Raw genomic sequence first — 22,758 nt, forward strand, 5'->3', positions numbered from 1 at the left:
CATGCAGCGCGTCGACGCCCGGCTGGTGCTCAGCCCCAGTGACCTGACCCGGCACCAGGAGTGCCACCACCTCACCGCGCTGAACCTCGCGGTGGCCGATGGACGTCTGCAGGCGCCGGTCGACGGTCCCAGCGACCAGATGGTCCTCGTCGCCGACCTCGGGATCGCCCACGAACTCCGCTATCTCGAGTCGCTGGAGGCTGCGGCCCTGCGCGTCGCCCGGCTCCAGGACGCCCGCAGCGAGACGGCCACCCTCGAGGCGATGCGCGCGGGCTACGACGTCATCCACCAGGCCACGCTTTCCGACGGCCGCTGGGGCGGCCAGGCCGACTTTCTCCTCCGCACGGAGGCTCCCTCGGACCTGGGGGAGTGGTCCTACGAGGTCGCCGACGCCAAGCTCGCCCGCCGCATCAAGGTGCCGGCCCTGCTGCAGATGGCCACCTACGCCGACCGGCTCACCATCCTGCAGGGCCGCGAACCCGAGCACGTCTCCGTGGTCACCGGTGACGGCGGGCGGCACCCGTGGCGGCTGGTCGACGTCGCCGCCTACGCCCGCCGCGCCCGCACCCGGCTGGAGGGCTTCGTCGCCGACGTCCCGCCCACCGAACCCGTCCCCGTCGCCTACTGCGACCGGTGCGCGTGGCAGCCGCGCTGCGCCGGTGAACTGCTTGCCGGCGACGACCTCAGCCTGGTCGCCGGCATGCGCCGCGACCACCGCGCAGCACTGCGGGACGTCGGCGTCGCCACCCTCGAGCAGCTCGCCGACGCCTCCGACGAGATCCTGAAAGCCTCCAGGATCAGCCGCGGGACCCGCGAACGCCTGCGGGAGCAGGCCCGTGAACAGCTGCGCGGCCGGAAAGCCGGCGTCCCCACCCGCACGCTCCTGCCGCCCCAGGAGGCCCAGGGCCTCCTGCGACTTCCCGAGCCCAGCCCCGGCGACCTCTACCTCGACTTCGAAGGTGACCCGCTCTCCGGGGACGGCGACGGGCTCGAGTACCTCGCCGGTCTCGGCGACCGCGCCGGAGACTTCACCGCCCTGTGGGCGCACGACCGCGGCGCCGAACGCCGCATGGTCGCCGATCTGCTCGATCGCATCGTGGACGCCTGGCGTGCGGACCCGGGCATGCACGTCTACCACTACGCCGCCTACGAGGTCAGCGCGCTCAAGCGGCTCACCGCCCGGTACGGCGTCCGCGAAGCCGAGCTCGACCAGCTGCTGCGGGCCCAGCGATTCGTCGACCTCTATCCCGTCGTCCGCCAGTCGATGCGGATCAGCAAGGACTCCTACTCGATCAAGAAGGTGGAGGCGTTCTACGGGCGCGAGCACACCGGTGACGTCGCCGATGCCATGTCCAGCGTCGTCGAGTACGAGAAGTGGTTGACCGACCGCGATCCCGCCCGCCTGCAGTCGATCGAGGACTACAACAAGGACGACGTCGACTCCACCCGCGAGCTGCACGACTGGCTGGAGACCCAGCGGACCGAGCTCGAGGAGCTGCACGGCCCCCAGCCGCGCCCCACCGTGCCCGAGGTGACCGGTCCCGCGCCACGGTCGGACGCCGAGGCCGCCGAGCTCGCGCTGGTGGAGCGGCTCCAGGAACGCCGGCAGGACCTGCTCGGCGACCTCGTGCAGTGGCACCCCCGCGAGGCGCGGCCCGGCTGGTGGGAGTTCTTCAGCCGTGGGGAGCTCGAGGACGAGGAACTGATCGAGGACCGGACGGCGATCGGTGGCCTGTCCGGCGGCACCGAGGTGGGCGCCGAGAAGAGGAGCAAGCTCTACGAGTTCACCTTCCCGCCGCAGGACACGAAGCTCTCGGTGCGCTCGACGGCCTTCGACGTCGACACCCGCATTCGGGTCGGTGAGGTCCGCGAGATCGACCCCGTCGCGGGCCGCGTCGTGGTCAAGAGCACCAAGGCGCCCGCCGCTTCTCGCGGGCTGGGACCGGAAGGGCCGCTCGACGACCGGCCCATGCGCGAGTCGATCGCCGCCACGGCCGAGGACGTCCTCGCCGGCCGGCCCTCGCTCGCGCGGGCGCTGCTCGACCGCGTCGTCCCCGCGGACACCCGGCGGCTGCCGGGGGAGGAGGCCGGGGGCGCCGTCGTCCGGATCGGCCTCGCGCTGGACGGGGAAGTCCTGGCCGTACAGGGGCCGCCGGGCAGCGGGAAGACGCGGGCGGCGTCACGGCTGATCCGTGAGCTGCTCGACGCCGGCAAGGCCGTCGGCGTCACCGCCACCTCCCACGCGGTCATCGGCAACGTGCTGACGGCGGTCGACCGGCCGGCGCTGCAGAAGTGCGAGGAACGCCAGTCCTGTGGCGCCCCGGGCGTGGAGTGGTCGAAGGACGGCGACGACGTCGCCGACCGGCTGCTCAGCGGGTCGGTGTCGCTGGTCGGCGGCACCTCCTGGTTCTGGTGCCGGCCCGACCTGGCCGAGGCCGTCGACGTGCTCATCGTCGACGAGGCCGGGCAGTTCTCGCTGGCCAACGCCGTCGCCGTCGCCCGCTCGGCGAAGTCACTCGTCCTGCTCGGGGACCCGCAGCAGCTGGCCCAGCCCATCCAGGCGCTGCACCCTGGCGACTCCGGCTGCTCGGCCCTCGAGCACCTGCTCGAGGGGCACGCCACCGTGCCCGAGGACCGCGGCGTGTTCCTCGACCGCACCTACCGGATGCACCCGGCGCTGACCGCCTTCGTCTCCGACCTCGCCTACGAAGGGCGGCTGGAGTCAGCGGCCGGACGCGAGCGGATCGCCGTCCTGGACGGGGCAGCCGTCTCTGGCAGCGGGCTCGCCGTCCGGTTGGTGGAGCACGGGAAGCCGTCGGCGGCGGCCTGCGCCGACGAAGCGGCGGCGGTCGCGGAGCTGTGGTGCTCGCTGCAGGGCGTGGGATGGGTGGACGCTTCCGGCGTCGAGCGGCCGGTCGGCGCCGACGACGTGCTGGTTGTCGCGCCGTACAACAACCAGGTCGGACTCATCCGCGAGCTGCTGCCGGACGGCGCGCGGGTCGGGACGGTCGACAAGTTCCAGGGCCAGGAAGCGCCGGTCGTCATCTACTCGATGACGTCGACCAGCGCGGAGGACGCCCCGCGCGGCGTCTCGTTCCTCTACGACCTGCACCGGCTCAATGTCGCTGTCTCGCGGGCGAAGGCGTTGGCGGTCGTGGTGATGAGCGAGCAGCTGCTTGATGCCGCAGTGCGCACTCCGGAGCAGTTGCGCCAGGTCAACGCGCTGTGCCGACTCGTCGAGATGGCGACCGTGTCGGGGCCCAGAAAGCCGTACTGACCGGGTAGGTAGGTCACCCGAGGAGGGCCAGCAATGGCAGGTGGTGTCACGATCACGGCAGCAGGGTGGCGCGCTGAGACGCTACCGTCCAGGAATGAATGACCAGGAGCCCTCCGCGGGTGTCGAGCCGCTACCCGAGACGTCGTCCCAGCCACCATCTGGCGGGGTGCTCCCGGTCGAGGTGGCCGGAAACCCGGTGCTTGCTCAACCGCCACTGCTCACCCTCACGAAGCTGAAGTCGGTGCCGGTGACCACCGTGTGGCCCACCGAGCCTTTCCACTTCACGCCGTGGCTGCTGGCCAACTCCGCGGAGCTCAGTGAGGTGCTCGGCATGGACGTCGAGCTGGAGGAGCGCGAGCACAAGGTGGGCAAGTACTCCCTCGACCTCATCGGCAGGGAGGTGACGACCGACCGTCCCGTCATCGTGGAGAACCAGTTCGGGTCAACCGACCACACCCACCTCGGACAGCTGCTCACCTACGCGGGCGGGACCCTGCCCAGCACCGTGGTGTGGGTGGCCGAGGACTTCCGCGAGGAGCATCGCGCGGCGCTGGACTGGCTGAACGACAACACCGTCCCAGGCGTGCGCTTCTTCGGCATCCGGCTGGCCGCGGTGACATTGGAGGGCGCGCCCGCGGGGCTCGTCGCACCCTCCATGGAGCTCGTGGTGCAGCCCAACGACTACGTCGCCGGAGCCTCGGCGGGTGCGACGGTTGAAGGCAGCCTCAAGGCTCAGCTGTACGCGGAGTTCTGGGCGACGGTGGCACCGCTGCTGAAGGAACGCGGATGGACCACCTCCAAGGGGACGACCCAGAACTGGTGGCCCATGTCAGCAGGCGTCTCCGGCGCGAGCTGGACCGTCTCCTTCGCCAACTTCGGCTGCAGGTCCGAGATCTACTTCGGACACCCGGATCCAGCGGTCAACCAGGCGCGCTGGAAGGCGCTCGCCGAGAGGAGCGATGAGATCCAGGCTGAGTTCGGTGCCGGAGAGGTGGTCTTCGACGACCTACCGAACAACAAGGGGTGCCGGATCGAGACCCGGTTGGCCGGGCCGAAGATCAGTGACCGCTCGACCTGGGACGCAGTCCGGCACTGGATGGTCGACACCCAGGAGCGACTCCGCCGCGCCGTTGCAGCGGTCGGGGGCGTGCCCGCCGACCTGCCGGCCGCGTCCGTTGACGAGGACGGTGGTTCGTTCGCCGGTTGAGGGCTCGCGCTACTCCCCGGGGTTCCACGCTCAGCCTTCAGTCGGCTCGCCGGTGGGCTCGGCCAACGCAGTCTTCTTGTTCAGCGTCACGCCGGACAGTCGATTCGCGACCTCCGTGCCCGCTCCGGCGGCATCGCGATCGGCACCCGGGGTCAGGTCATCGAGGTGCTCCGGCGCGGTGCTCACCGGTCTCCTCCGTCGTCATCCTGGGACGCGCTGCCAGGCGGTGCAGCGCGGCGGTGAAGCTGTCGTTCCAGAGCCCGAGGTGCGGCCAGCGCTCGGCGACGTGCGCCGTCGCCTCCTCGACCGACATCCCCTTCTCGCGCACCAGCCAGCCGCGCAGCACCAGCCCGGTGCGGGAGGCGCCGCCGTGGCAGTGCACCAGCAGTCGGTGCCCCTCGTCCTGCAGCGCCTTCATGTCGTCCAGGACGTCGGCGAGCATGACGTCGAGGTCGGCGTTGTGCTCGTTGTCGGCGATGTAGGCCATCCGGTGCACCGGGTGCGGGAACGGCTCACCGAGCCGGCACAGCGAGATGACGGCGAAGTCCTCCTCGCTGTAGCGCGCGCCGTCGAGGTTGCCGGCCCAGATGCCGGGCAGGACCTGAGTCGGGCCGATACGCGGGATCACGCCCGGCTCGTAGTTCTGCTGCACCCCGCCGTCCAGCGCCGCTGCCAGCTGCTGCAGGTCAGGCAGCCGCCATGCGCGGTCGCCGTGGCCGGGTACCCGGCCGTGCACCACCGAGGCCCACCGGCTCGGAATGCCGCCCATCCCGAACACCGCGCCAGCCAGTCCGCCGGCCACGCACGCCACCGTGTCGGTGTCGCCACCGAGGTCGATGACCAGCCGCAGCACCTCGGCGAAGTCCCTTCCGTGTCGCAGCGCCCACACCGCCTGGCCGAGCGTCGGCCACACCGCGCCGTTCGACTCGGTGGCGTCGGCCGGCGTCCAGTCCGGCGCCAGCACGGTCGCCCATCGCTCACGGTGCTCCGCAGCCACCGCCTCCAGCGCGGACGGGATCGCTGCCAGCGGGTCGCCGCCGTCCAGCGCCGTCCGCATCAGCTCCTGGAAAATCGCGCAGCCCTCGCCCGCCGACGGGTCGCCGTGGGTGAGCGCCGAGATCCGCCGCCCGGCGTCCATGGTCGCCTCGCGCCCCTCCCGGGAGAGCCGGATGGCCGCGGGCGTCGTCCGCATCAGTGAGCCGTTGCCGGCCGCATGCCCGGACCGCGCGAAGTGCTCGGCCGCGGCGACGTCCCACGGCCGGCCGGAGCCGAGGACGGCGCGCGTCTGGTTGCCGATGTCCGGCGGCTCGGCCTCCGCCCACGCCACAAACCGGCCGAAGACATCGGCCTCGTCGAGCCCGCCCCGCTCCACCAGCGAGGTCGCCACGAGCAGCGCCATCTGGGTGTCGTCGGTGAACTCACCCGGCTCCCAGCCCAGCGAGCCGCCGCCGCACATCTCCGTCTTCGACCCGCGCGCCGGCACCGGGAAGCGCGCGGAGAACTGCCCCGGGGGGCCGAACTCGAACGGTGCCCCGAGGGCGTCGCCGACGGCCGAGCCGACGAGCGCGCCGGCCACGCGGTGGGAGCGGTGCATGCGCTGGGTCACTCAGGCATCCTGGCCGACAGCGGTGACGCGCGTGCGTGCGACGCCGGACGAGGTTCGTGGCTCCGTCAGCGGGCCTGGACGAGCAGCGGCTGGGCGACCTCGCCGATCGAGCCGTGCACGTCGGAGAGCTCGCCGTGGCACAGCCCGATGCCGTCGGCGGCGATCTGCGTGCGGCAGGCCAGGTGCACCCACTCACCGTCCGGCTCGCGGGTGAGGTGGGTCGTCATGCCGGGCGGGATGGACCACCAGCTGTCGATGGGCAGCTCCACGGAGATGCCGTTGGCGGCGTCGGCGGCGATGAGCGCGCGGTCGAGACCGGTGAGGGGCAGGCCGGCGACCAGGGGGACGCGCACCCGGGTCCAGACGTCGGCCGGCCCGGGTTCCTGCGGCGACCCGGCGGTGTACCGCCAGTCGATGGCCTGCCCGAAGCCCCAGTCGGGCAGGCCGAACAGTTCCTGCGGCGAGGAGTCGGGGACGGCGGGTGGCGGGCTTAGCTCGGTGACCACCGGCGGCTTGGGCCCGACGGCGAGCGACCACACGCGGGCGACGGCGACCGTGCGGCCGTCGGCGGTCATCACGGCCTCGGTCAGGTCGATCCGCCGCCCCGGTCGGACGGGCGACACCTCGACGGCCAGCTCGCGGCGGGGGATGGCGCCGAAGAAGTCGACGCTGATCCGCGCCGGGCGGGAGCCCGCGCCGGTCGTCCGGGCGGCGTCGGCCGCGAGGTGGGCCAGCAGTGCGGACGGCGGTCCGCCGTGCTGGGCGCCGTGGTCCCACGGGCTCTCGGTCGCCCGGGTGGGCGCGAACCGGTTCTCGCCCAGCGGCAGGTAGAAAGCCTCGAACTCCATGACCGGCAGTCTGGCCGAGGCGCTCGGCCGGCGGCTGGGCGGTAACCGCAGGATGCCCATTCGCTGCTGACCGGCGGAGTCGACGCAACAGCCGGGCTGCTCGGCGTTCGGTGTGTCGACGCGGGCGAGCATCGTCCCGTTCCGGTCGATGCAGTTCCGGTGGGACGACGCGCTGTGTCGACTCGTCGAGATGTCGGCCGCCCGCCCGCGCGGGGACGCAGTCTCCCTTGCGGCCGCCACTGCACTCGCGCGAGCCTCCTCGCAGGGCTCGAAGGAGAGTCGTGATGAAGTACGTCGTCGCCTGGCGGGAGCGGCCGACCGGCTCGGCCGCGGAGTACGAGGCCGCGCAGAAGCGGATCCGCGAGGTCCTCGCCCTGTGGAAGATGCCGGCGAGCCTGACCATCCATCAGTTCGTCGCCCGCGTCGGCGAGTCCGGGTACGCCGCCCTCGAGACCGTCGAACCTGCCGACCTCCAGTACCTGATCGCCGCGTTCGCGCCCTTCTCCATCACCGTGGTGCCGATGATGGAGGTGTTGGACGTAGCCGCCGGCGAACCACGTGGCATCGAGTGGCGGAACGGGCTGCCGTGCACCCAGCCATAGGCCGGGCCCACCGTCACCGCCTCCTGGCGAAGGACGGGCTCGGCGCACGAGCCGTACCAGGGCAGTCGGTGTCTGCGCGGCCGATCGGCCGAGGGTGATACTCGCGGACGAGGTCGGCCGTGCTCCTGCATCGTGGAGCGGGCCGCAACACCGGCTCGAGGAGGCGTGCGGTGCACGCGGTGCTGTCCCGGTACCTCGAGGCCCAGGCGTGGCCGGCCGGGCGGGAAGGACGCATGGTCGACGGGCTGCGACTCCTGCAGGAGTTCGCCGCGACCGGCGCCCGGCCGGTGACCTACAAGGAGTTCGCCGAGCAGCTGCAGCCAGGCCTGGCGGCGCTCGCGGCATCGAGGGTCCTCGCCGACATCGGCGTGTTCTGCAACGCAGCCGGCTGGCCGAACGTCACGTGCTTCGTCGTCTCCGCCAGCACGGGGGAGAGCTCGCCCGGGTGCCGGCACATCGGGGACGAGGGGCCGGTCGTCGCGCGGGAGCGGGCCTGGCTGAGCTACGGGGTCCGCGGGGACGGGCCGCTCGTCGACCCGCATCCGGCTGCGGAAGCCGGCTGACTCGCTCGCAGTCGAACCATCGCCCGTTCGGGTGGTGTCTCCGTCCCACCACCGGGAGCCGCCCGCCGCTGTCAGTGGGCGCTGTCATCGTCCGCCCCGTGCCGTCGTGGGACGGCGCGGAACGGAGGCGGGATGCCGGAGTCGGTGGGAGTGCAGGCCGGGCGGGTGTGCCCCCGGTGCGGGCGGGAGAACTCCATCCCGCTGGTCTACGGGTTGCCGGGGTCTGACCTGTTCGAGCAGGCGGAGAGCGGCCGAGTCGCGCTCGGTGGCTGCCTGGTGATGGACGAGCAGCCGGCGTTCGTCTGCCGCAGCTGCGACCTGGCGTGGGGCGACGAGTCCGACCCCACCGCCGACGAGGCGGAGCTGGCCGGCTTGCTCGACGTCGAGTACTGCGACGTCGTCCGGGCCCTGGGTACCGGGTGGCGGCGGGAGAGCGCAGCGGACGGGCAGGACGGCGTGCGGTGGTTCGTCAGCGGTGAGCCGGCGCAGCTCGCGGTCGGTGTGCAGGGTCCGTGGTTCGTGCTCGACCGCCCGCGGACCTCGTGGGGTGATCGCCGCCCCGGTCCGCTCGCGACGGACGGGTTGCGCTTCACCCGCGACGAGCTGCTGCACGACTCCTGGTTCGTCGGCCAGGTCGCCGAGGACGTCGCCTCCCGACGGCGCCGCTCCTTCCGCTGGTGCCGCACCTGCCGCCGGGCCACCGCGCCCGAGTCGTTCGTCGCCGCCGAGGCTTCGTGCCAGCAGTGCGTGTCCGCCTTCGGCGATGCGGACGAGTAGCAAGCCCGTCCCGGTGGGCGTCTCGACCGACGTGGTCGACGTGACGGCCTTCGCCGGTGTCGCACTGCCCCCGCGCACGCGGCTCGCCGGCCGGGCCATCGCCAGGAAGCTGACGGCGCCGTGCCAGGCTGGAATCGTGGTCGACGACCTGCTCGTGGCGCGCAACCCCGACCCCGACTCCACGCTGCCCTACCTGGTGCGGATCCCGCTGGGGCCGGTCGGCGTCGTCATCAAGGCCAAGGAGCCCTGGCCGCGGACGTCGAAGGTGTACTGCCACCGGGCCGAGGAGTGGCCGGACGACGCGGAGATCGTCGAACGGCACCCCGTCCGCTCCTGCTCCCGCCGTGGTCCCGCGATCGACCTGGTGCTGGCCCGCGCGCGGGAGAACCGCTCGCAACTGGTCATCACGCGGGCCCGCGGCCGCGAGGTCATCTTCTGGCAGTCCCCGCGCACGACGAAGCAGGCCCGCCCCGGTGTGCACCTGCCCACCGCTCGCGCGCACGGCCAGGTGCTCGACATCCTGGTCGACAGCGGCGAGAAGTACCCGTACGCGTTCGGTGCCCAGCAGGCGACCACCCGGCGGCAGCGGCTCGCCGCCGGGGACTACGCCGTCGAGCTCGACGGCAACGCGGTCGCCGCCGTCGAGCGCAAAACCCTCGAGGACCTCGCCGGCAGCCTGCTGTCGGGGAAGCTCACCTACGCCCTCGCCGAGCTGACGGCGCTGCCGCGGGCCGCCGTCGTGGTCGAGGACCGCTACAGTCGGCTGTTCAAGCTCCCGCACGCTCCCGGCGCCGGGGTCCCCGAGGCGCTGGCGGAGGCCCAGGCCCGCTTCCCCTCGGTGCCGGTCGTGTTCTGCGAGACCCGGCCGCTGGCGCAGGAGTGGACCTACCGCTGGCTCGGCGCCTGCCTCGCCGAGCTGGGCGCGGCGCGCGCGACCGAGACGGTCGAGGGCTCGTTCGCTCCCGGCCGGCCGGTGCCGGCCCGGCCCGCGTCGTCCGCCGAGATCCGGGCCTGGGCCCGGACGCAGGGCATCGACGTCAGCGACCGCGGCCGGATCCCGGCCGACCTGCTCCGTCGCTACCACCAGTCGGCGGGCTGATCGGGGCATTCATGGCCGAGCGGCGGCCGGGGGAGCGGAATCGGAAACGGGTTACCGGAGGTGGTATCACGGCGATACCATCGCGCTCATGGCCATGACGCTGCGCATCGACGACGAGCTGGAGCGGGCGCTCGCAGCGCTCGCAGAAGCGGAGGGGACCTCGCGGCAGGAGATCGTCCGGCGTGCCGTTCTGGAGCGGCATGCGCGCAGCGGCCACGCCGCGCGGGTGCAGGAGAGCTCCGCGCGGCTGGTGGAGCAGTGGGGCGACGTCCTGCATCGCCTCGGTACGGCGTGATCGAGGTCGAGTACCTCGACCTGGAGGACCTGCTGGGCCTGACCCGAGTACTGGGCGCAGGCCCGGTCAGGGACATCGGCCTCCTGGACTCCGCTGCCGGCCGCCCTCGGGCACAGGCGTCCGGGCAGGACGCCTACGGGACGCTTCCGCTGAAGGCTGCGGCCCTGTTGCACTCGGTCGTCCGGAACCATGCGTTGGTCGACGGCAACAAGCGGCTGGGCTGGCTGGCCACGGTGGTCTTCCTCGACCTGAACGGCCACGCTCCCGACTTGGACGACGATGCAGCATTCACGCTGGTGATGGACGTGGCGGCCGGCGGCGTCGACGTCGAGGCGATCGCCGACCGACTCCGGATCGCTCCACGCTGAGTTCTCCCGCGGGCGGGCGTCCGGCCCTCCGGTAGGCGCTCTCGGCCGGAGACGGGGCCAGGGAGGCGTCGGCGAGACAACAGGCGAGCCCGTGTGCAACGTGCCGCTCCGCCTGCCCGCCGAATTGCCGGGAGGTGGCCCTGGGGCACGTGTGGCACGAGCGGACCGGTTCGGCCCGAAACCCCGGCTTCCGTCGGTCGGCTGTGTCATGGTCCGCCGCGTCCGCCCCCCCTCGGTCGACGTCCGGCCGCGAGCGCGAAGGAGCCGTCGTGACCGTTGCCGTCGTCGACGTGGAGACCACCGGCCTGTCCCCGCGGACCGACCGGGTCGTGGAGATCGGCGTCGTCCTGCTCGACGACCGCGGTGAGGTCGAGGCCGAGTTCGAGACCCTGGTGAACCCGGGCCGGGACGTCGGCCCGACCGGGCTGCACGGCATCAGCGCCGGCGACGTCGTCGACGCACCGGCCTTCGCCGACGTCGCGCCGCACCTGCGCTCGCTGCTCGCCGGGCGGGTGCTCGTCGCCCACAACGCGCTGTTCGACCTGCGCTTCCTCGCCCGCGAGTTCGGCCGCGCCGGCCAGCCGACCGCCCTGTCACCGACGCTGTGCACGATGCGCCTGGCGCCGCTGTTCTTCGGCTCGGGCACGCGGTCGCTCCAGGCGCTCTGCGGCTTCCTCGACATCCCGCTCGTGCACGGCCACGCCGCGCTCCACGACGCCCGCGCCACCGCGGAGCTCATGCTGGCCATGCTCGCCTCCGACCTCGGTGGCGGGTCGCTGGCCGGTGCGGGTGTCCGCGTCGACTTCGCCGAGGACGGCAGCTACCGCGGCTTCGAGGCCCTCGACGGCGGCTGGACCGACCTCGTCGCCGCCGCGAGTGCCTACGCCGACGGCGGCACCTGCCCGCCGTGCCGGACGCTGCCCCGCGACGCCGCGACCGCCGCCATCCGCGAACGGGACGGCTACCTCTCCGGCCTCGTCGCCGCACTGCCGGCGCTGGACGACGCGCCGCCCAGCATGGCGCCGTACCTGACCGTGCTCGACCAGGTGCTGGAGGATCGGTTGGTCAGCGTCGCCGAGGCCGACCAGCTGGTCTCGCTCGCCGGCGAGCTCGGCTGCGGGCCCGACCACGTCACGGCCGCGCACCGCGTCTACCTGGAGGCGCTGGCCACTGCCGCGTACGCCGACGGCGTGGTCACCGACGGGGAGCGGACCGACCTCGAGCGCGTGGCGGCGCTGCTCGGCATGCGGAGCAAGGACGTCGACGTGGCGCTGTCGGTCGTCCGCAGCGGTGCACAGGTCTCGCTGCCCCGGCGGGCCGAGGTCTTCTCGCCCGGCGACCGGGTCGTCTTCACCGGCGCGATGAGCCGCACCCGCGACGAGCTCGAGCAGGCCGCCCGGGATGCCGGCCTGCGGCCGATGTCCTCGGTGTCGAAGCAGACCGGCGTCCTCGTCTGCGCCGACCCGCACTCGCAGTCGGGCAAGGCCAGCAAGGCGCGGGCGCTCGGCGTCCGGGTGATCAGCGAGGCGGTGTTCTGGGAGGCGCTCTCGGTGACCGGGGCGTGCGCGTGACCGCCCGCCTGTTCCCCGACGACCCGCAGTTCGCCCATAGCTCCGAGGAGCTCTTCGTCCGGACGTTGCGCGACCAGCTGCCCGACGACGCCGCCGTCTTCTGCAACGTCCGGCTGAGCGACGGGCAGCAGGACCGCGAGGCCGACGTCGTCGTCGCCTGGCCGGGCGTGGGCGTCGCCGTCGTCGAGGTCAAGGGCGGCCACGTCACGCTGCAGCGGGGGGAGTGGCGGCAGGGCGGGGACGGGACCGACCACGTGATCCACCCGGTCGACCAGACCGTCGCCTGCAAGTACCTGCTGTGCGGCTACCTCGCCGGTCACCCGCGCTGGTCCGCCGGCCGGCCCCGGACGGCGCACCTCGTCGCGCTGCCGGCCACCACGCTGGCATCGGACTTCATGGCGCCCGGCCTCGCCCGCTGGATGGCGATCGACACGACCGACGTCCCGCACGCAGCCGCCCGGATCAGGGCCGCGCTGGAGAAGGTCCGCGACGAGCCCGACCCGCCCACCGCCGAGGACGTCGAGGCGCTCGTCGACTGCCTGGCCGGCACCGCCATCCCGCAGCAGCACCTGCTCGCCCAGCTCGCCGAGCGCGAAGCCGCCTGCGACCTGCTCACCCGGGACCAGGTCAAGGTCCTCGACCTGCTGGCGTCCTTCCCCCGGGTGGAGATCCGGGGCGGTGCCGGCTCCGGGAAGACCTGGCTCGCCGTCGAGAAGGCACGCCGCCTCGCCGCGGACGGGCAGCGGGTCGCGGTCATGTGCTACTCGCGCGGCCTGGCCGAGTTCCTCAAGCGTCGCGTCGAGACGCTGCCCAAGCGGCAGCGGCCGGCCTACGTCGGCACCTTCCACAACCTCGGCATCGGCTGGGGCGTGGAGCCGGGCTCGGACGACGACAGCGGCTACTGGGAGGAGTTCCTGCCCGCGGCGATGGTGTCGCTGGCGGCGGAGCTCCCGGCGGGTGAACGCTTCGACGCGATCGTCGTCGACGAGGGTCAGGATTTCGCCCAGAGCTGGTGGGACGCCGTCCTGGCGGCGCTGCGGGACCCCGACACGGGCTCGCTGTACGTCTTCTCCGACGAGGGGCAGCGGATCTTCGCGCGGCAGGGCCGGCCGACGGTCGACCTGATGCCCATCCCGCTCAACGAGAACCTGCGGAACACCAAGCAGATCGCCGGCACCTTCTCCAGCCTCGCTCCCGAGCAGATGAGAATCCGTGGCTCGTCCGGTGTGCCGGTGCGGTTCGTCCAGTGCGCCACGGAGGACGCCGTCGGCGCGGCCGACGACGTCGCCGACGAATTGCTGGACGACGGGTGGCCGCCCGAGTCGGTCGCGCTGCTGACCACGCACCGGCGCCACCCCGTCCAGGTGGAGCGGCAGGCCGAGGGGCAGGACGCCTACTGGGCGACCTACTGGCAGGACGACGACGTCTTCTACGGCCACGTGCTCGGTTTCAAGGGACTGGAGCGGCCGGCCGTCGTGCTGGCCGTCAACGGCTTCCGGGACGAGGCGCGCGCCAAAGAGATGCTCTACGTCGCGCTGTCCCGCGCCCGCGACCTGCTCGTCGTCTGCGGCGACCTGGAGCTCATCCGACGCGTCGGTGGCCCGGCCGTGGCGCAGCGGCTGTCGAGCAAGGAGGGGGACGGGCGCGGACGGTGAGCCTCGCCGAACCGCCGATGTACGGGGAGACCCGTCGATCGGACCGATCATGGGGCGCACCGATGCCGCCGTCAGCTGCCGCTGATGCCGTCTGCGCTGGAAGACCAACCCGGGAAGAAGAAGTACGTGACTGCCGATAGCAACGCGCCCGTGCCGGTGTGGACGCTCGCCACCGAGGACGTGAGCGTTCCCGATGTGCTGGGCGACGAAGGTATGACGCCCGCCCGTCTCGCGGAGCTGAGGACAGCCCTGGCGACACTCGCCGCGGCTCCGATCGCCACCCTGGAAGCGCATCCGATGTCCACCCGACGCGACCGGAACGGCGGTATCGGGCTGCACGCGGCGAGCCCCCTGGTGCAGCAGCTGTCGTAGCTGGTCGCGCAGACGGCGAAGTCAGCCTCGCCGACGCTGAACGCCGCCTCGAGCGGTGAGGTGCTGTACCGGATGGTGGTCCCGGCCAAGGTCGCAGCAGAGGTCGGCAAGGGGCTCGTGCGACCCATGGCCGCCAAGGGGGTCGCGGGAGGGATTCGCAGCGCTCTGGTCAACTCCTCCGGAGTCACTTCCCACGCCGCGTTCGTCCCCGTTGCGGGCAAGGCAGCGGCTGCTGGAGCGGTGGGCGGGTCGGCCGCGACCGCAGGGGTGGCGGCCGCGGGCGCCGGGGCTTTGACGGTGGCCGCGCCTCTGGTCCTGATGGCCGTAGCGGTCGGCGTCAGCGCGCATGCCGATCAGCAGCGCCAGGAGTCGATCGAGCGGATCACCGACCTGCTCGAGCAGTTGCACGAGGACAAGCTCGATGCGGAGCGGAGCGAACTCGACGGCTGCCGTGACGCCATCGACAAGGCCACCTCGATCCTCCTCGACCAGGGTCGCCTCGGGCTGTCCCTGGGCCTCGACTCCGCCGTGCATGCCATCGGCAAGGCGATGGAGCAGACCCGCAGGCGGCTCGGCAAGTGGCAAGAAGCGCTGGACAAGCTCCCTGACGGACCGGTGGAGGTCGGCGCGCTCACGAAGGCGTTCCCGGGCATCGACGAGGACGGCGGCGCCTTCCGTGCGCACCTCGAGCTTGCGAGGCTCGTGATCGCTCTCAAGCGCCGGGTGCTGGTCCTCCAGGCCGTCGAGCATGCCCAACTCGAGGGCGGCAACCATCCCTTCAAGACCTTCATCCGTTCCCTGAAGGAAGACGAGCGTCGCGTCGACGAACTGGAGTCCGGGATCACCTCGGTGCTCCACCGGCTGTCGACTCTCAAGGTGAAGCGTTCCGGCGGCTTCCTCAGCGTCGTCGTCACGCCGGGAGAGGTGAACCACCTCCTCACGACCGCGTATCGGCTCCGGGCTCTGGGTGACGGCCTCGATGTCGGCCTCCACCAGGCTGACGTCGCGATCGAGATCGAGCGGAGCCGCGACGGATCGCTCGTCGTCTTCCCTGCGGAGGCTGCTTGATCGAGCCGCTTCCTGCCTCCGGCGGGACCATCGCGGGGCGGCGCTGCGAGGTGCCACCCCGCGATGCGGGCGGTGTGGCGTCAGAAGGACGCATCCCTGTTGTCTCCGCTGCCGTACCGCTGCGACCGCCGTCACCTTGCACGCATGCCGGTGTCCATGACCGTCCCTGACGTTCCCGATGACGTCGCGGCAGAGTTGGCGACGCGCGCGGCCCGAGCCGGTCAGCCGCTGCAGGAGTCCCTGCGCGGGCAACTGGTGGCGCTCGCCCGGCGCCCGAGCCCGGACTCGTTGTGGGACCGCGTGCAGCATCGCGTGCTCATCACCGGCAGTCGGCTGTCCGGTGAAGCCATCCTGGAAGTGCGCGACGCCGACCGCAGGTGACCGTTGGGGTCGTTGCGGTCCGCCGTCCACGTCTGCCCGGTGCGGAACCGTCGCCCCTCCTGCGCGCCTCGGGCACCCGCAGCCGACTCGTTGGCACAATAGGTCGTGCAACACACCTGTTTGTGCCAATGAGGGGAATCGGCATGCTGACCGTGGACCAGGCCGCCGAGCGTCTCGGCGTCGAGCCGGAGCAGGTCCGCCGGCTGATCCGCGCCGGCAAGCTGACCGCCCGCCGGGTCGGGCGCACGCTCGTGCTCGACGAGGACGCCGTGGAAGGCCGGGCGCGCCTGCCGATCACCGCGGGGCGCGCCCTGGCACCCCGGACGGTGTGGGCCGCGCTGTGGCAGCTCTCCGGCGAGGACGTCGACTGGCTGCCGCCCGCCGACCGCTCGCGCCTGCTGGGCCGGCTGCGCGGCTACGACGCCGAGCGCCTGGTCGCCGCCGCCCGCGACCGCGCGGAGCGACACGACCTACGGGTGCTGCCCGCCTACCGGCAGCGGCTCCTGGACACCGACGGCGTCGTGCCCTCCGGGCTGACCGCGGCGGCCGCCGTCGGAGCCGACATCGTCGCCCCCGAGGCTGCGGCCGAGGTGTACTGCGCCGAGAGCACGCTCGCGGGGCTGCGTCGCGACCTCGGCCTGTCCGAACGCGGGGAGCCCAACCTCGTCGTGCGCGTGCCGCGGTACGAGCTGAACCTTCCCGGCCGCGCGCACATGCCGGCCGCGGTCGTCGCCGTCGACCTCGCCGAGTCACCCGACGTGCGCACCCGTCGGGCCGGCCTGGTCCTCCTCGCGGCCGCGCTGGGTGACCTGCCCCGGTGACCGGCGCCGGACCACCGCAGCCGCAGGTCGAGCTACCGGCGCTGGCCGGCCCGCTGGACACCCTCTGGGAGCTCGTCCTCGACCTCGCCGAGCAGCTGCCACCCACCGGGTGGGTGCTCGTCGGCGGCCAGATGGTGATGCTGCACGGCCTGCTCGCCGGGCGGGTGGCGACACGGGCCAGCCAGGACGTCGACGTCCTCGCCGACCTGCTCACCGACGAGGCGGGACTGGCGCGCTGCGTGCGCGCGGTGCGGGAGCTGGACCTCGAGCCGCAGCCGGACGCCGCCGGCAAGGTCTACCGCTTCGTCCGGGCCCGGGACCAGGCGCGCGCCGACGTCCTCGCCCCGGACCACACCCCGCCGCGCCGGCGGCTGCGCACGGTCGGTGGCGACACGATCCGCATCGAGGGTGGCACCCAGGCGCTGCGCCGGGCGATGCGGGTGCACGTCGCCAAAGGCGCGCGGACGGCGCACGTCCCGGTGCCGGACCCCCTCGGCGCCCTGGTGCTGAAGGCCGCCGCCTGGGCGACCGACGCCCGCGACCGGGAGCGGCACAGCGGGGACGCCGCCTTCCTGACCGGCCTCATCGCCGACCCGCTCGCTGAGCGGGACCGCTTCGCCGGCAGTGACCGCAAGCGGCTGCAGCGGCTCGACAAGGTGCTCGGCGATCCGGCCGCCGCCGAGTGGCGCCGGCTCGGCGAGGCGGCCGACGACGGCTACGCCACCTGGCGCCTGCTGTTGAACTGACCTCGTCCCGGACAGCACGCGCCTGAATCCTGGGCGTCGGTTCGTCCCAGGCCTCCCGGTGCGAGCATGACCGCCATGGCTGCCGACCGCACGGAGCTCGTCGCGCGCTACCTGCGCGGGGAGACCGACGTCGTGGCGGCCCGCGACGCCGCCAGCGTCGTCCTGCTCCGCGACGGGGCGACCGGCCCGGAGGTCTACCTGCTCCGGCGCCGTCCGACCATGGCCTTCGCTCCCGGCATGCACGTGTACCCGGGCGGCTCGGTCGACCTCCGCGACCGCGAGGCCGCCGGGCACTGGGCCGGCCCAGCACCCGCCGAGTGGGCGGCGGCGTTCTCCTGCGATCCCGGGCTGGCGACCGCACTCGTCGCGGCGGCGGTCCGCGAGACGTTCGAGGAGTCCGGCGTCCTGCTCGCCGCGCACCGGGACGGCACGCCGGTCACCGACACCACCGGCGACGACTGGGAGCGCGACCGGCTGGCGCTCATCGATGGCACGCTGGCGTTGAGCGACTTCCTGACGGCGCGGTCCCTGCTGCTGCGCGCCGACCTGCTTCGCCCGTGGGCGCACTGGATCACGCCGGAGTGGTCGGCCCGCCGGTTCGACACCCGGTTCTTCCTCGCCGGGCTCCCGGCCGGTCAGCGCACCCGCGACGTCGGCGGCGAGGCCGACCGGGTGACCTGGCTGCCGGTCGTCGAGGCGTTCGAGGGCTTCCTCGACGGGTCGCTGACCATGATGAACGCCACCGCGTCGACCCTGCGCGACCTCACCGCCCATCCGGACGTCGCCTCCGCGATGGCGGCGCCGCGCCGCATCCGGCCGATCCTGGCCCGTCCGGTGCTCGACGACGGCCGGCTCGAGTACCTGTACGACGGGGACGACGGCCCGGCTCCGCTCTCCGGGCTGGTCGAGCCCTTAGGGGCGCATGACACCGACCCGACCACCATCAGTTGAGTCGACCCGGTGATGACGTCGATGCGGTCGTCGGCCGCACGGTCGGGGCCCTCCGCCGGAGAGGCGTGCCCACAGTCGCCGTCGGCCGGCCGACCTTGCGGTTCCCGAAGCTGCCGCCCGGCTCGAGTGGTCCCTAGTGGAGCGGCGGCTCACCGTCCGGTGAAGGGCGGCCCAGTGGCGGGACCTGTGGATGCAGCGGTCGCATCCACAGAGTCCGCCGATGCCTCTCGCTCCGGCAGGCGGTGAGTCACGGTCAGGCCATGTCCCGCTTCCCGCACTCCTCCCTCCCCTCGTCGCTGGACGAGGCCTGCGTCCCGGTTCCCTCGCTGTGGAACGTCGGCGTCCCGTCGGCGCTGCACCCTGAGCTCCCGGCTGCCGGCCGGCTCCGGCTCGGGGACGTCGACCTCGGCGCCGGCCGTCCCGCCGTCGCACGCGGAACCACCCCCGACGCGGCGTCCGTGCCAGTGCTCTGGTTCGCCGACCATCCGTCCGACGACCCGGCGGCCATGTGGCGGCGCCTGGTCGATCTCTACCCGGACACGGGTCTGTGGCCGCTGCTGCTCACCCCGCTCGGTGGTGGGGACCCCGACCGCCCGTGGGACTCCGGAGAGCTCGAGCCGGTTCCCCTGGCGCAGGTCGACGCTCTCCACCCGCTGGCCGTGCTGGCCCGGGGGTGGGCGGAGGGCCTCGTGCCCATGGGGCCCGACCCCTACGTCCAGCACCTGCGCCCGTTCGGCGCGGGGTTCCCCGGGCTGTCGGCGCCGCTGCGCCTCGGGGCCCGGCCTGCTGACGTGCCGGGGGATGCGATCGACCTGCGCGGCTGGGCGCGGATCGGTCTGGTTCCGTGCGGGCGGCCCGCCGACGCGATCGCCGCGATCGGCTGGCTCGGTGCCATCAACAGCAGGAGGGCGGAAGAGGTCTCCGCCGTGCTCCGCAGCTGGGAGGACCGTTTCGGCGTCGTGCTCGCCGGTTTGGGCTTCGCCACCCTCACCCTGCTGGTGCCCCACCCGCCCGCGGAGGTGTCGGTCGCGCTCCCGGTCGCAGCGGAGATGGCCGCGCTCTGCCCCGACGTGCTGGCGGAAGACGGTCCGCTGGACGGCTTCGGCTACACGGCGGGCGGCACGATCGAGGGGCTGGCCCGGCTCCTCGTGGACCGGCCGGTCTGGAAGCTCTGGTGGGACTGACCACCGGACCGGTCGCCAGCACGCCGATCCGTCGGTCGTCCGGATCGGTAGCCCTCGGCGAAGGTCGCTCGCGTCCCGATCCGAGTGCCGGAACGGCCGAGGCCGGCGTGCCCGGCCTGCGCCCGGTTGAGGCCCTCGACGGGCCCGTTGGCACAACAGGGCGTGCGACACCTCCACTTGTGCCAACGGGCCCGCCTCCCGATCGACCGGTCACCGGGCCGCCGAGGGCACCGGCTTCAGGCGTCGACGTCCTCGTGGGTGTTCACCCCGGGGATGCGCCGCACAGACCCCCAGCCGAACCGCGCCCACACCACCAGCAGCGCGGCCCCGACCAGCGACCCCAGGGAGTCACGCACCAGGTCGCCGTTGGTGTCGTCGTTGTCGATCGAGAGGTCCGTGCCCAGCCACGCGTCGGAGCGCCACTCGTAGACCTCCCACAGCGCGCCCAGCGAGATGCCCAGCGCGGCGGTGACGACGGCGATACCGACGTAGTGCGGCAGGTGGGTCTCGTCGCGGGGGTCGGGCACGACCTCCGCCCGCGCCAACGCGATGTAGACGACCGGTGCGGTGAGCATCGGCAGCGTGAAGTGCACCAGGTCGTCGAAGCGCACCCACTCGTCGTAGAGGCCGAGTACCTCGCCGAACCCCTGCAGCGCCATCGCCACGGTCAGCGACAGGTCGTAGGGCCGCGGCAGGTTCAACAGCCGGGCGACGACGGTGATGGCGCCGAAGAAGGCGAGCAGCGCCGCCGCACCCCAGTCGCCGGCCACCGCGTACGTGGCGGCCCCGCCCAGGATCACCAACCGCAGGACGTCGATGCCGTCCCGGATCACCGGCGTCCAGTCGCCCAGCAGCAGAGTGCGCGTGTCCACCTGCGTGAGCTACCACGAGGGGACGAGGAGAACCGTTCGGGCGGCCTCGGCACCGGCGAGCCGCCCGGCCAGGGCACGAAGGGCGTCCCGGTCACCCACCGGATCGGGCACGGCGGAGCGTCCGCGTCGTCGGTCACGCTGCCGCTCGGCCGAGCCGGGACACCCCGGACACCACACCCGTCACAGCCGACCTGCACCTTCGACCGACGTCCCGCGAACCGTCGGCATCCGCTCGTACGCTGACCCAAACCCTCCACGGAAGGACACGGTGTGGGCAAGCACCTGCTCGATGAGACGGCCGAGTTCAAGATGCCTCAGCTGGGGCGGCACGCCGCTCCGGAGACGGCCGAGCTCGAGGCCACCCAGCGGTTCGACGCGGGTCTGCAGCGACCGCGCCCCGTCGTCCCCAACTCCCAGCTCGGCAAGGACGCGGACGACCGCTGAGCGCGACGCCGGGAGCCCACCCTCGGGCTCCCGGCGTGCGACGCCCTCAGGCGGTGCCCTCCGCGGCGATCAGGTCGGTGACCTCCTGCGGGGGCGTCGAGCAGTCGTCGCCCGAGGGTTCCTGCTCGGAGGCCAGCCCCTCGACGCCGGCGTCCTCGACCGGGGTGAAGCCCAGCCGGTCGAGGTGGCGGGGGACCCGCGCCTGCGCGTTCAGCACGTGCGAGCGGGACAGCCAGCCCATGCCGTCCTCGACCTCGAAGTCCATGCCGCCGCCGGGCGCCCGCTGGACGTGCCCGGGCGAGGGCAGCAGGCCGACCAGCATCACCGCCTCCTCGGCCGACAGCTCGGCAGGCGGGGAGTCGAAGTAGTACCAGCCGGCCGCGCAGACCCCGTAGACCGTCGGGCCGAACTGCGCGTAGTTGACGTACAGCTCGAGCATGCGCCGGTCGTCGACGAACGCCGCGAGCTCCGCCGACAGCGCCGCCTCCAGCCCCTTGCGCCAGGCGCTGAGCTCCTGGTTCAGGAACAGGTTCTTCGCCATCTGCTGCGGGATCGTCGACCCCGACGGGTCCTCCTCGCCGGACAGGTGCGCCGTCGCGCGGGCCCACAGCGCGTCCCATTCGAAGGCGCCGTCGCGGTAGGGGAGCTGGGCGTCCTCGTGCGCGATCACCGCGGCGAGGAAGTTCCGCGACACGTGCTCGACCGGCACCGACTGCTGGATCGAGCCCTCCGGGTTGGCCGCCATGAACGCCGTCGTCGGCGGGTCAACCCAGCGCAGCGAGAGCACGACCAGCGCCTGGACGACGCCGAGCACCGCCAGCACCCGGACGATGCGGCGCACCAGCCCGCGCCGGCGCCGCGGCGCGCGCAGGCGACGACGGCGACCGCGCTCCGGACCGGTCGGCGGGGCCGGGCGCGCGGACGGCGGGAAGGGCCCCCGCGGCGGCGGGGGGAACGGGCCCCGCGGCGGCGGTAACGAGCCCCCGGGCGGCGCCGACGGCCACGGGACCTGGGGTGCCTCCCCGGGCCAGGTGCGGGGCGGCGGCGGACCACCGGCGGACGGCGGTCCGGCGTACCAGTCGTTGCCCTGGGGCGGCGGCTGGTCGAACCGCGGCCGGCGCGTCGGCTCCTGCTGCGGTAGCGGCTCGGTGGGCCGACGCCGGAGCCAGCGGGTGGAGCGGGAGTCGGGCGGGACGGAGGCCACGAGGCGGTGCTCCTCAGGTCGGCGTCGAGAATCGATGGTACGGCGGCCGGCCGGTCGAACCGGCTACCGAACGCCGACCGGCTCCCGCTCGGCCGGGACCGGTGCCTCCTCGACCGGGACCGGTGACTCTTCGGCCGGTACCGGCGGGAACAGCTCCCACACCAGGAACGCCGCCGCGGCGAGCACCAGCAGGGACACCGACGGGTCGCCCGCGACCACGTCGAACAGCGGCTGCAGCACCGACTCGCCGCCGGCGAGCGCCGCGATTCCGGAGGCCCCCGCCACGACCACGCCCGCGACCGCCACGACCACCCGCACTCCCGGGTAGGCCCGCGACCGGCTCACCAGCACGACCAGCGGCAGGAGCACCGCCACCGCCGCCAGCAGGGCGAGCCCGGTACCGAGAACCTCCGGCGGCGCGAGCGATGCGCCGGACAGCACCCCGAGCAGCCCGGCGAGCCACGCGGAGCCGTGCCGCGCCAGTGGCCGCACCGCGTGCACCGCCGCCACCACGGTCGCCGCCGCCACCAGCATCTCCAGCGCCACCGCCGGCACCCCGCCCGACAACACGACCCCGAGCGCGAAGCCCCCGCAACACGCGGCGACGAGCAGCCCGGCGCGGGTCAGCGTGCCGCGCAGCGACGGCTCCTCCCGCCACCCGCGGCCGACGGCGGCCAGCGGCGCGGGCAGCAGCAGCACCGCCAGGAACACCAGGTGATCCGCGCTGAGCAGCGACATCAGCACGACGCACCGGCCACGGGGGACCGACGCTGCGCGGAGGGGCTGGGGCTCACCCGGCCGACGATGGCGAGGCCGGATGCGACCGGCCTGGACGGCACCTGTGCAC

The 22,758-nt window shown here is 73.4% G+C and carries 24 protein-coding genes; 18 read left to right on the forward strand and 6 right to left on the reverse strand.

The window, feature by feature from the left end; translation table 11 throughout:
- Position 1 precedes the first annotated feature (1 nt).
- A complete protein-coding gene (locus QOZ88_RS17375) occupies positions 2–3,277 on the forward strand; it encodes a TM0106 family RecB-like putative nuclease (RefSeq protein WP_306000972.1) in 3,276 nt (1,091 codons plus the stop codon).
- 94 nt (positions 3,278–3,371) lie between these two features.
- Positions 3,372–4,484 (forward strand): DUF4268 domain-containing protein, encoded by a 1,113-nt coding sequence (locus tag QOZ88_RS17380; RefSeq protein ID WP_306000973.1) that lies wholly within the window; start codon positions 3,372–3,374, stop codon positions 4,482–4,484.
- 30 nt (positions 4,485–4,514) lie between these two features.
- Here the strand turns inward: QOZ88_RS17380 and QOZ88_RS17385 are convergent, their stop codons facing one another.
- The 3 genes from QOZ88_RS17385 to QOZ88_RS17395 form a co-directional block, all read right to left on the reverse strand.
- Entirely contained in the window at positions 4,515–4,670 is a 156-nt protein-coding gene (locus QOZ88_RS17385) for a hypothetical protein (protein ID WP_306000974.1), read from the reverse strand.
- Entirely contained in the window at positions 4,642–6,090 is a 1,449-nt protein-coding gene (locus tag QOZ88_RS17390; protein WP_306000975.1) for an ADP-ribosylglycohydrolase family protein, read from the reverse strand. Before QOZ88_RS17390 ends, QOZ88_RS17385 begins: the two co-directional genes overlap by 29 nt.
- Before the next feature lie 65 nt (positions 6,091–6,155).
- On the reverse strand, positions 6,156–6,938 hold the full coding sequence (locus tag QOZ88_RS17395; protein WP_306000976.1) for a thioesterase family protein: 783 nt from the start codon (positions 6,936–6,938) through the stop codon (positions 6,156–6,158).
- A 284-nt stretch (positions 6,939–7,222) separates the two neighbouring features.
- Between QOZ88_RS17395 and QOZ88_RS17400 the strand changes: the two genes are divergently transcribed.
- From QOZ88_RS17400 to QOZ88_RS17470, 15 genes are all read left to right on the forward strand, one after another.
- Positions 7,223–7,540 (forward strand): DUF3303 domain-containing protein, encoded by a 318-nt coding sequence (locus tag QOZ88_RS17400; protein WP_306000977.1) that lies wholly within the window; start codon positions 7,223–7,225, stop codon positions 7,538–7,540.
- A 170-nt stretch (positions 7,541–7,710) separates the two neighbouring features.
- Entirely contained in the window at positions 7,711–8,103 is a 393-nt protein-coding gene (locus QOZ88_RS17405; protein ID WP_306000978.1) for a hypothetical protein, read from the forward strand.
- Between the two features lie 132 nt (positions 8,104–8,235).
- Positions 8,236–8,880: a hypothetical protein gene (locus QOZ88_RS17410; protein WP_306000979.1), complete on the forward strand. Its 645-nt coding sequence runs from the start codon at positions 8,236–8,238 to the stop codon at positions 8,878–8,880.
- The gene (locus QOZ88_RS17415; RefSeq protein WP_306000980.1) at positions 8,867–9,979 is read left to right on the forward strand and encodes an Lsr2 family DNA-binding protein; all 1,113 of its coding nucleotides are present in this window, start codon (positions 8,867–8,869) and stop codon (positions 9,977–9,979) included. Before QOZ88_RS17410 ends, QOZ88_RS17415 begins: the two co-directional genes overlap by 14 nt.
- An 88-nt stretch (positions 9,980–10,067) precedes the next feature.
- Positions 10,068–10,274 carry a ribbon-helix-helix protein, CopG family gene (locus tag QOZ88_RS17420; protein WP_091932094.1) on the forward strand — a complete coding sequence of 69 codons (207 nt, stop codon included), beginning with the start codon at positions 10,068–10,070 and terminating at the stop codon, positions 10,272–10,274.
- Positions 10,271–10,642 (forward strand): type II toxin-antitoxin system death-on-curing family toxin, encoded by a 372-nt coding sequence (locus tag QOZ88_RS17425; protein WP_306000981.1) that lies wholly within the window; start codon positions 10,271–10,273, stop codon positions 10,640–10,642. Before QOZ88_RS17420 ends, QOZ88_RS17425 begins: the two co-directional genes overlap by 4 nt.
- A 269-nt stretch (positions 10,643–10,911) precedes the next feature.
- Positions 10,912–12,213: an exonuclease domain-containing protein gene (locus QOZ88_RS17430; RefSeq protein WP_306000982.1), complete on the forward strand. Its 1,302-nt coding sequence runs from the start codon at positions 10,912–10,914 to the stop codon at positions 12,211–12,213.
- Positions 12,210–13,868, forward strand: a complete 1,659-nt coding sequence (locus tag QOZ88_RS17435) for a nuclease-related domain-containing DEAD/DEAH box helicase (protein WP_306000983.1) — start codon at positions 12,210–12,212, stop codon at positions 13,866–13,868. The genes QOZ88_RS17430 and QOZ88_RS17435 overlap by 4 nt, the downstream gene beginning before the upstream one ends.
- Before the next feature lie 84 nt (positions 13,869–13,952).
- Complete coding sequence (locus tag QOZ88_RS17440; RefSeq protein WP_306000984.1) at positions 13,953–14,240, forward strand: hypothetical protein; 288 nt, start codon at positions 13,953–13,955, stop codon at positions 14,238–14,240.
- 60 nt (positions 14,241–14,300) lie between these two features.
- Positions 14,301–15,308, forward strand: coding sequence for a hypothetical protein (locus QOZ88_RS17445; protein WP_306000985.1), 1,008 nt, complete (start codon positions 14,301–14,303; stop codon positions 15,306–15,308).
- 144 nt (positions 15,309–15,452) lie between these two features.
- On the forward strand, positions 15,453–15,689 hold the full coding sequence (locus QOZ88_RS17450) for a hypothetical protein (RefSeq protein ID WP_306000986.1): 237 nt from the start codon (positions 15,453–15,455) through the stop codon (positions 15,687–15,689).
- Positions 15,690–15,832: 143 nt separating this feature from the next.
- Positions 15,833–16,510, forward strand: coding sequence for a helix-turn-helix domain-containing protein (locus QOZ88_RS17455; RefSeq protein WP_306000987.1), 678 nt, complete (start codon positions 15,833–15,835; stop codon positions 16,508–16,510).
- Positions 16,507–17,256, forward strand: a complete 750-nt coding sequence (locus QOZ88_RS17460) for a hypothetical protein (protein ID WP_306000988.1) — start codon at positions 16,507–16,509, stop codon at positions 17,254–17,256. The genes QOZ88_RS17455 and QOZ88_RS17460 overlap by 4 nt, the downstream gene beginning before the upstream one ends.
- 75 nt (positions 17,257–17,331) lie before the next feature.
- Entirely contained in the window at positions 17,332–18,207 is an 876-nt protein-coding gene (locus QOZ88_RS17465) for an NUDIX hydrolase (protein WP_306000989.1), read from the forward strand.
- A 260-nt stretch (positions 18,208–18,467) separates the two neighbouring features.
- Positions 18,468–19,391 (forward strand): DUF4253 domain-containing protein, encoded by a 924-nt coding sequence (locus QOZ88_RS17470; protein WP_306000990.1) that lies wholly within the window; start codon positions 18,468–18,470, stop codon positions 19,389–19,391.
- A 236-nt stretch (positions 19,392–19,627) separates the two neighbouring features.
- Here the strand turns inward: QOZ88_RS17470 and QOZ88_RS17475 are convergent, their stop codons facing one another.
- Entirely contained in the window at positions 19,628–20,263 is a 636-nt protein-coding gene (locus QOZ88_RS17475) for a hypothetical protein (protein ID WP_306000991.1), read from the reverse strand.
- A 270-nt stretch (positions 20,264–20,533) separates the two neighbouring features.
- Between QOZ88_RS17475 and QOZ88_RS17480 the strand changes: the two genes are divergently transcribed.
- Complete coding sequence (locus QOZ88_RS17480; RefSeq protein WP_306000992.1) at positions 20,534–20,707, forward strand: hypothetical protein; 174 nt, start codon at positions 20,534–20,536, stop codon at positions 20,705–20,707.
- Positions 20,708–20,753: 46 nt separating this feature from the next.
- Here the strand turns inward: QOZ88_RS17480 and QOZ88_RS17485 are convergent, their stop codons facing one another.
- Both QOZ88_RS17485 and QOZ88_RS17490 read right to left on the reverse strand, forming a co-directional pair.
- Positions 20,754–21,548, reverse strand: a complete 795-nt coding sequence (locus tag QOZ88_RS17485) for a transglycosylase domain-containing protein (protein ID WP_306000993.1) — start codon at positions 21,546–21,548, stop codon at positions 20,754–20,756.
- Between the two features lie 426 nt (positions 21,549–21,974).
- The gene (locus QOZ88_RS17490) at positions 21,975–22,649 is read right to left on the reverse strand and encodes a hypothetical protein (protein WP_306000994.1); all 675 of its coding nucleotides are present in this window, start codon (positions 22,647–22,649) and stop codon (positions 21,975–21,977) included.
- Between the last annotated feature and the right edge of the window lie 109 nt (positions 22,650–22,758).

This window comes from Blastococcus carthaginiensis, assembly GCF_030731085.1.
GTDB lineage: Bacteria > Actinomycetota > Actinomycetes > Mycobacteriales > Geodermatophilaceae > Blastococcus > Blastococcus carthaginiensis.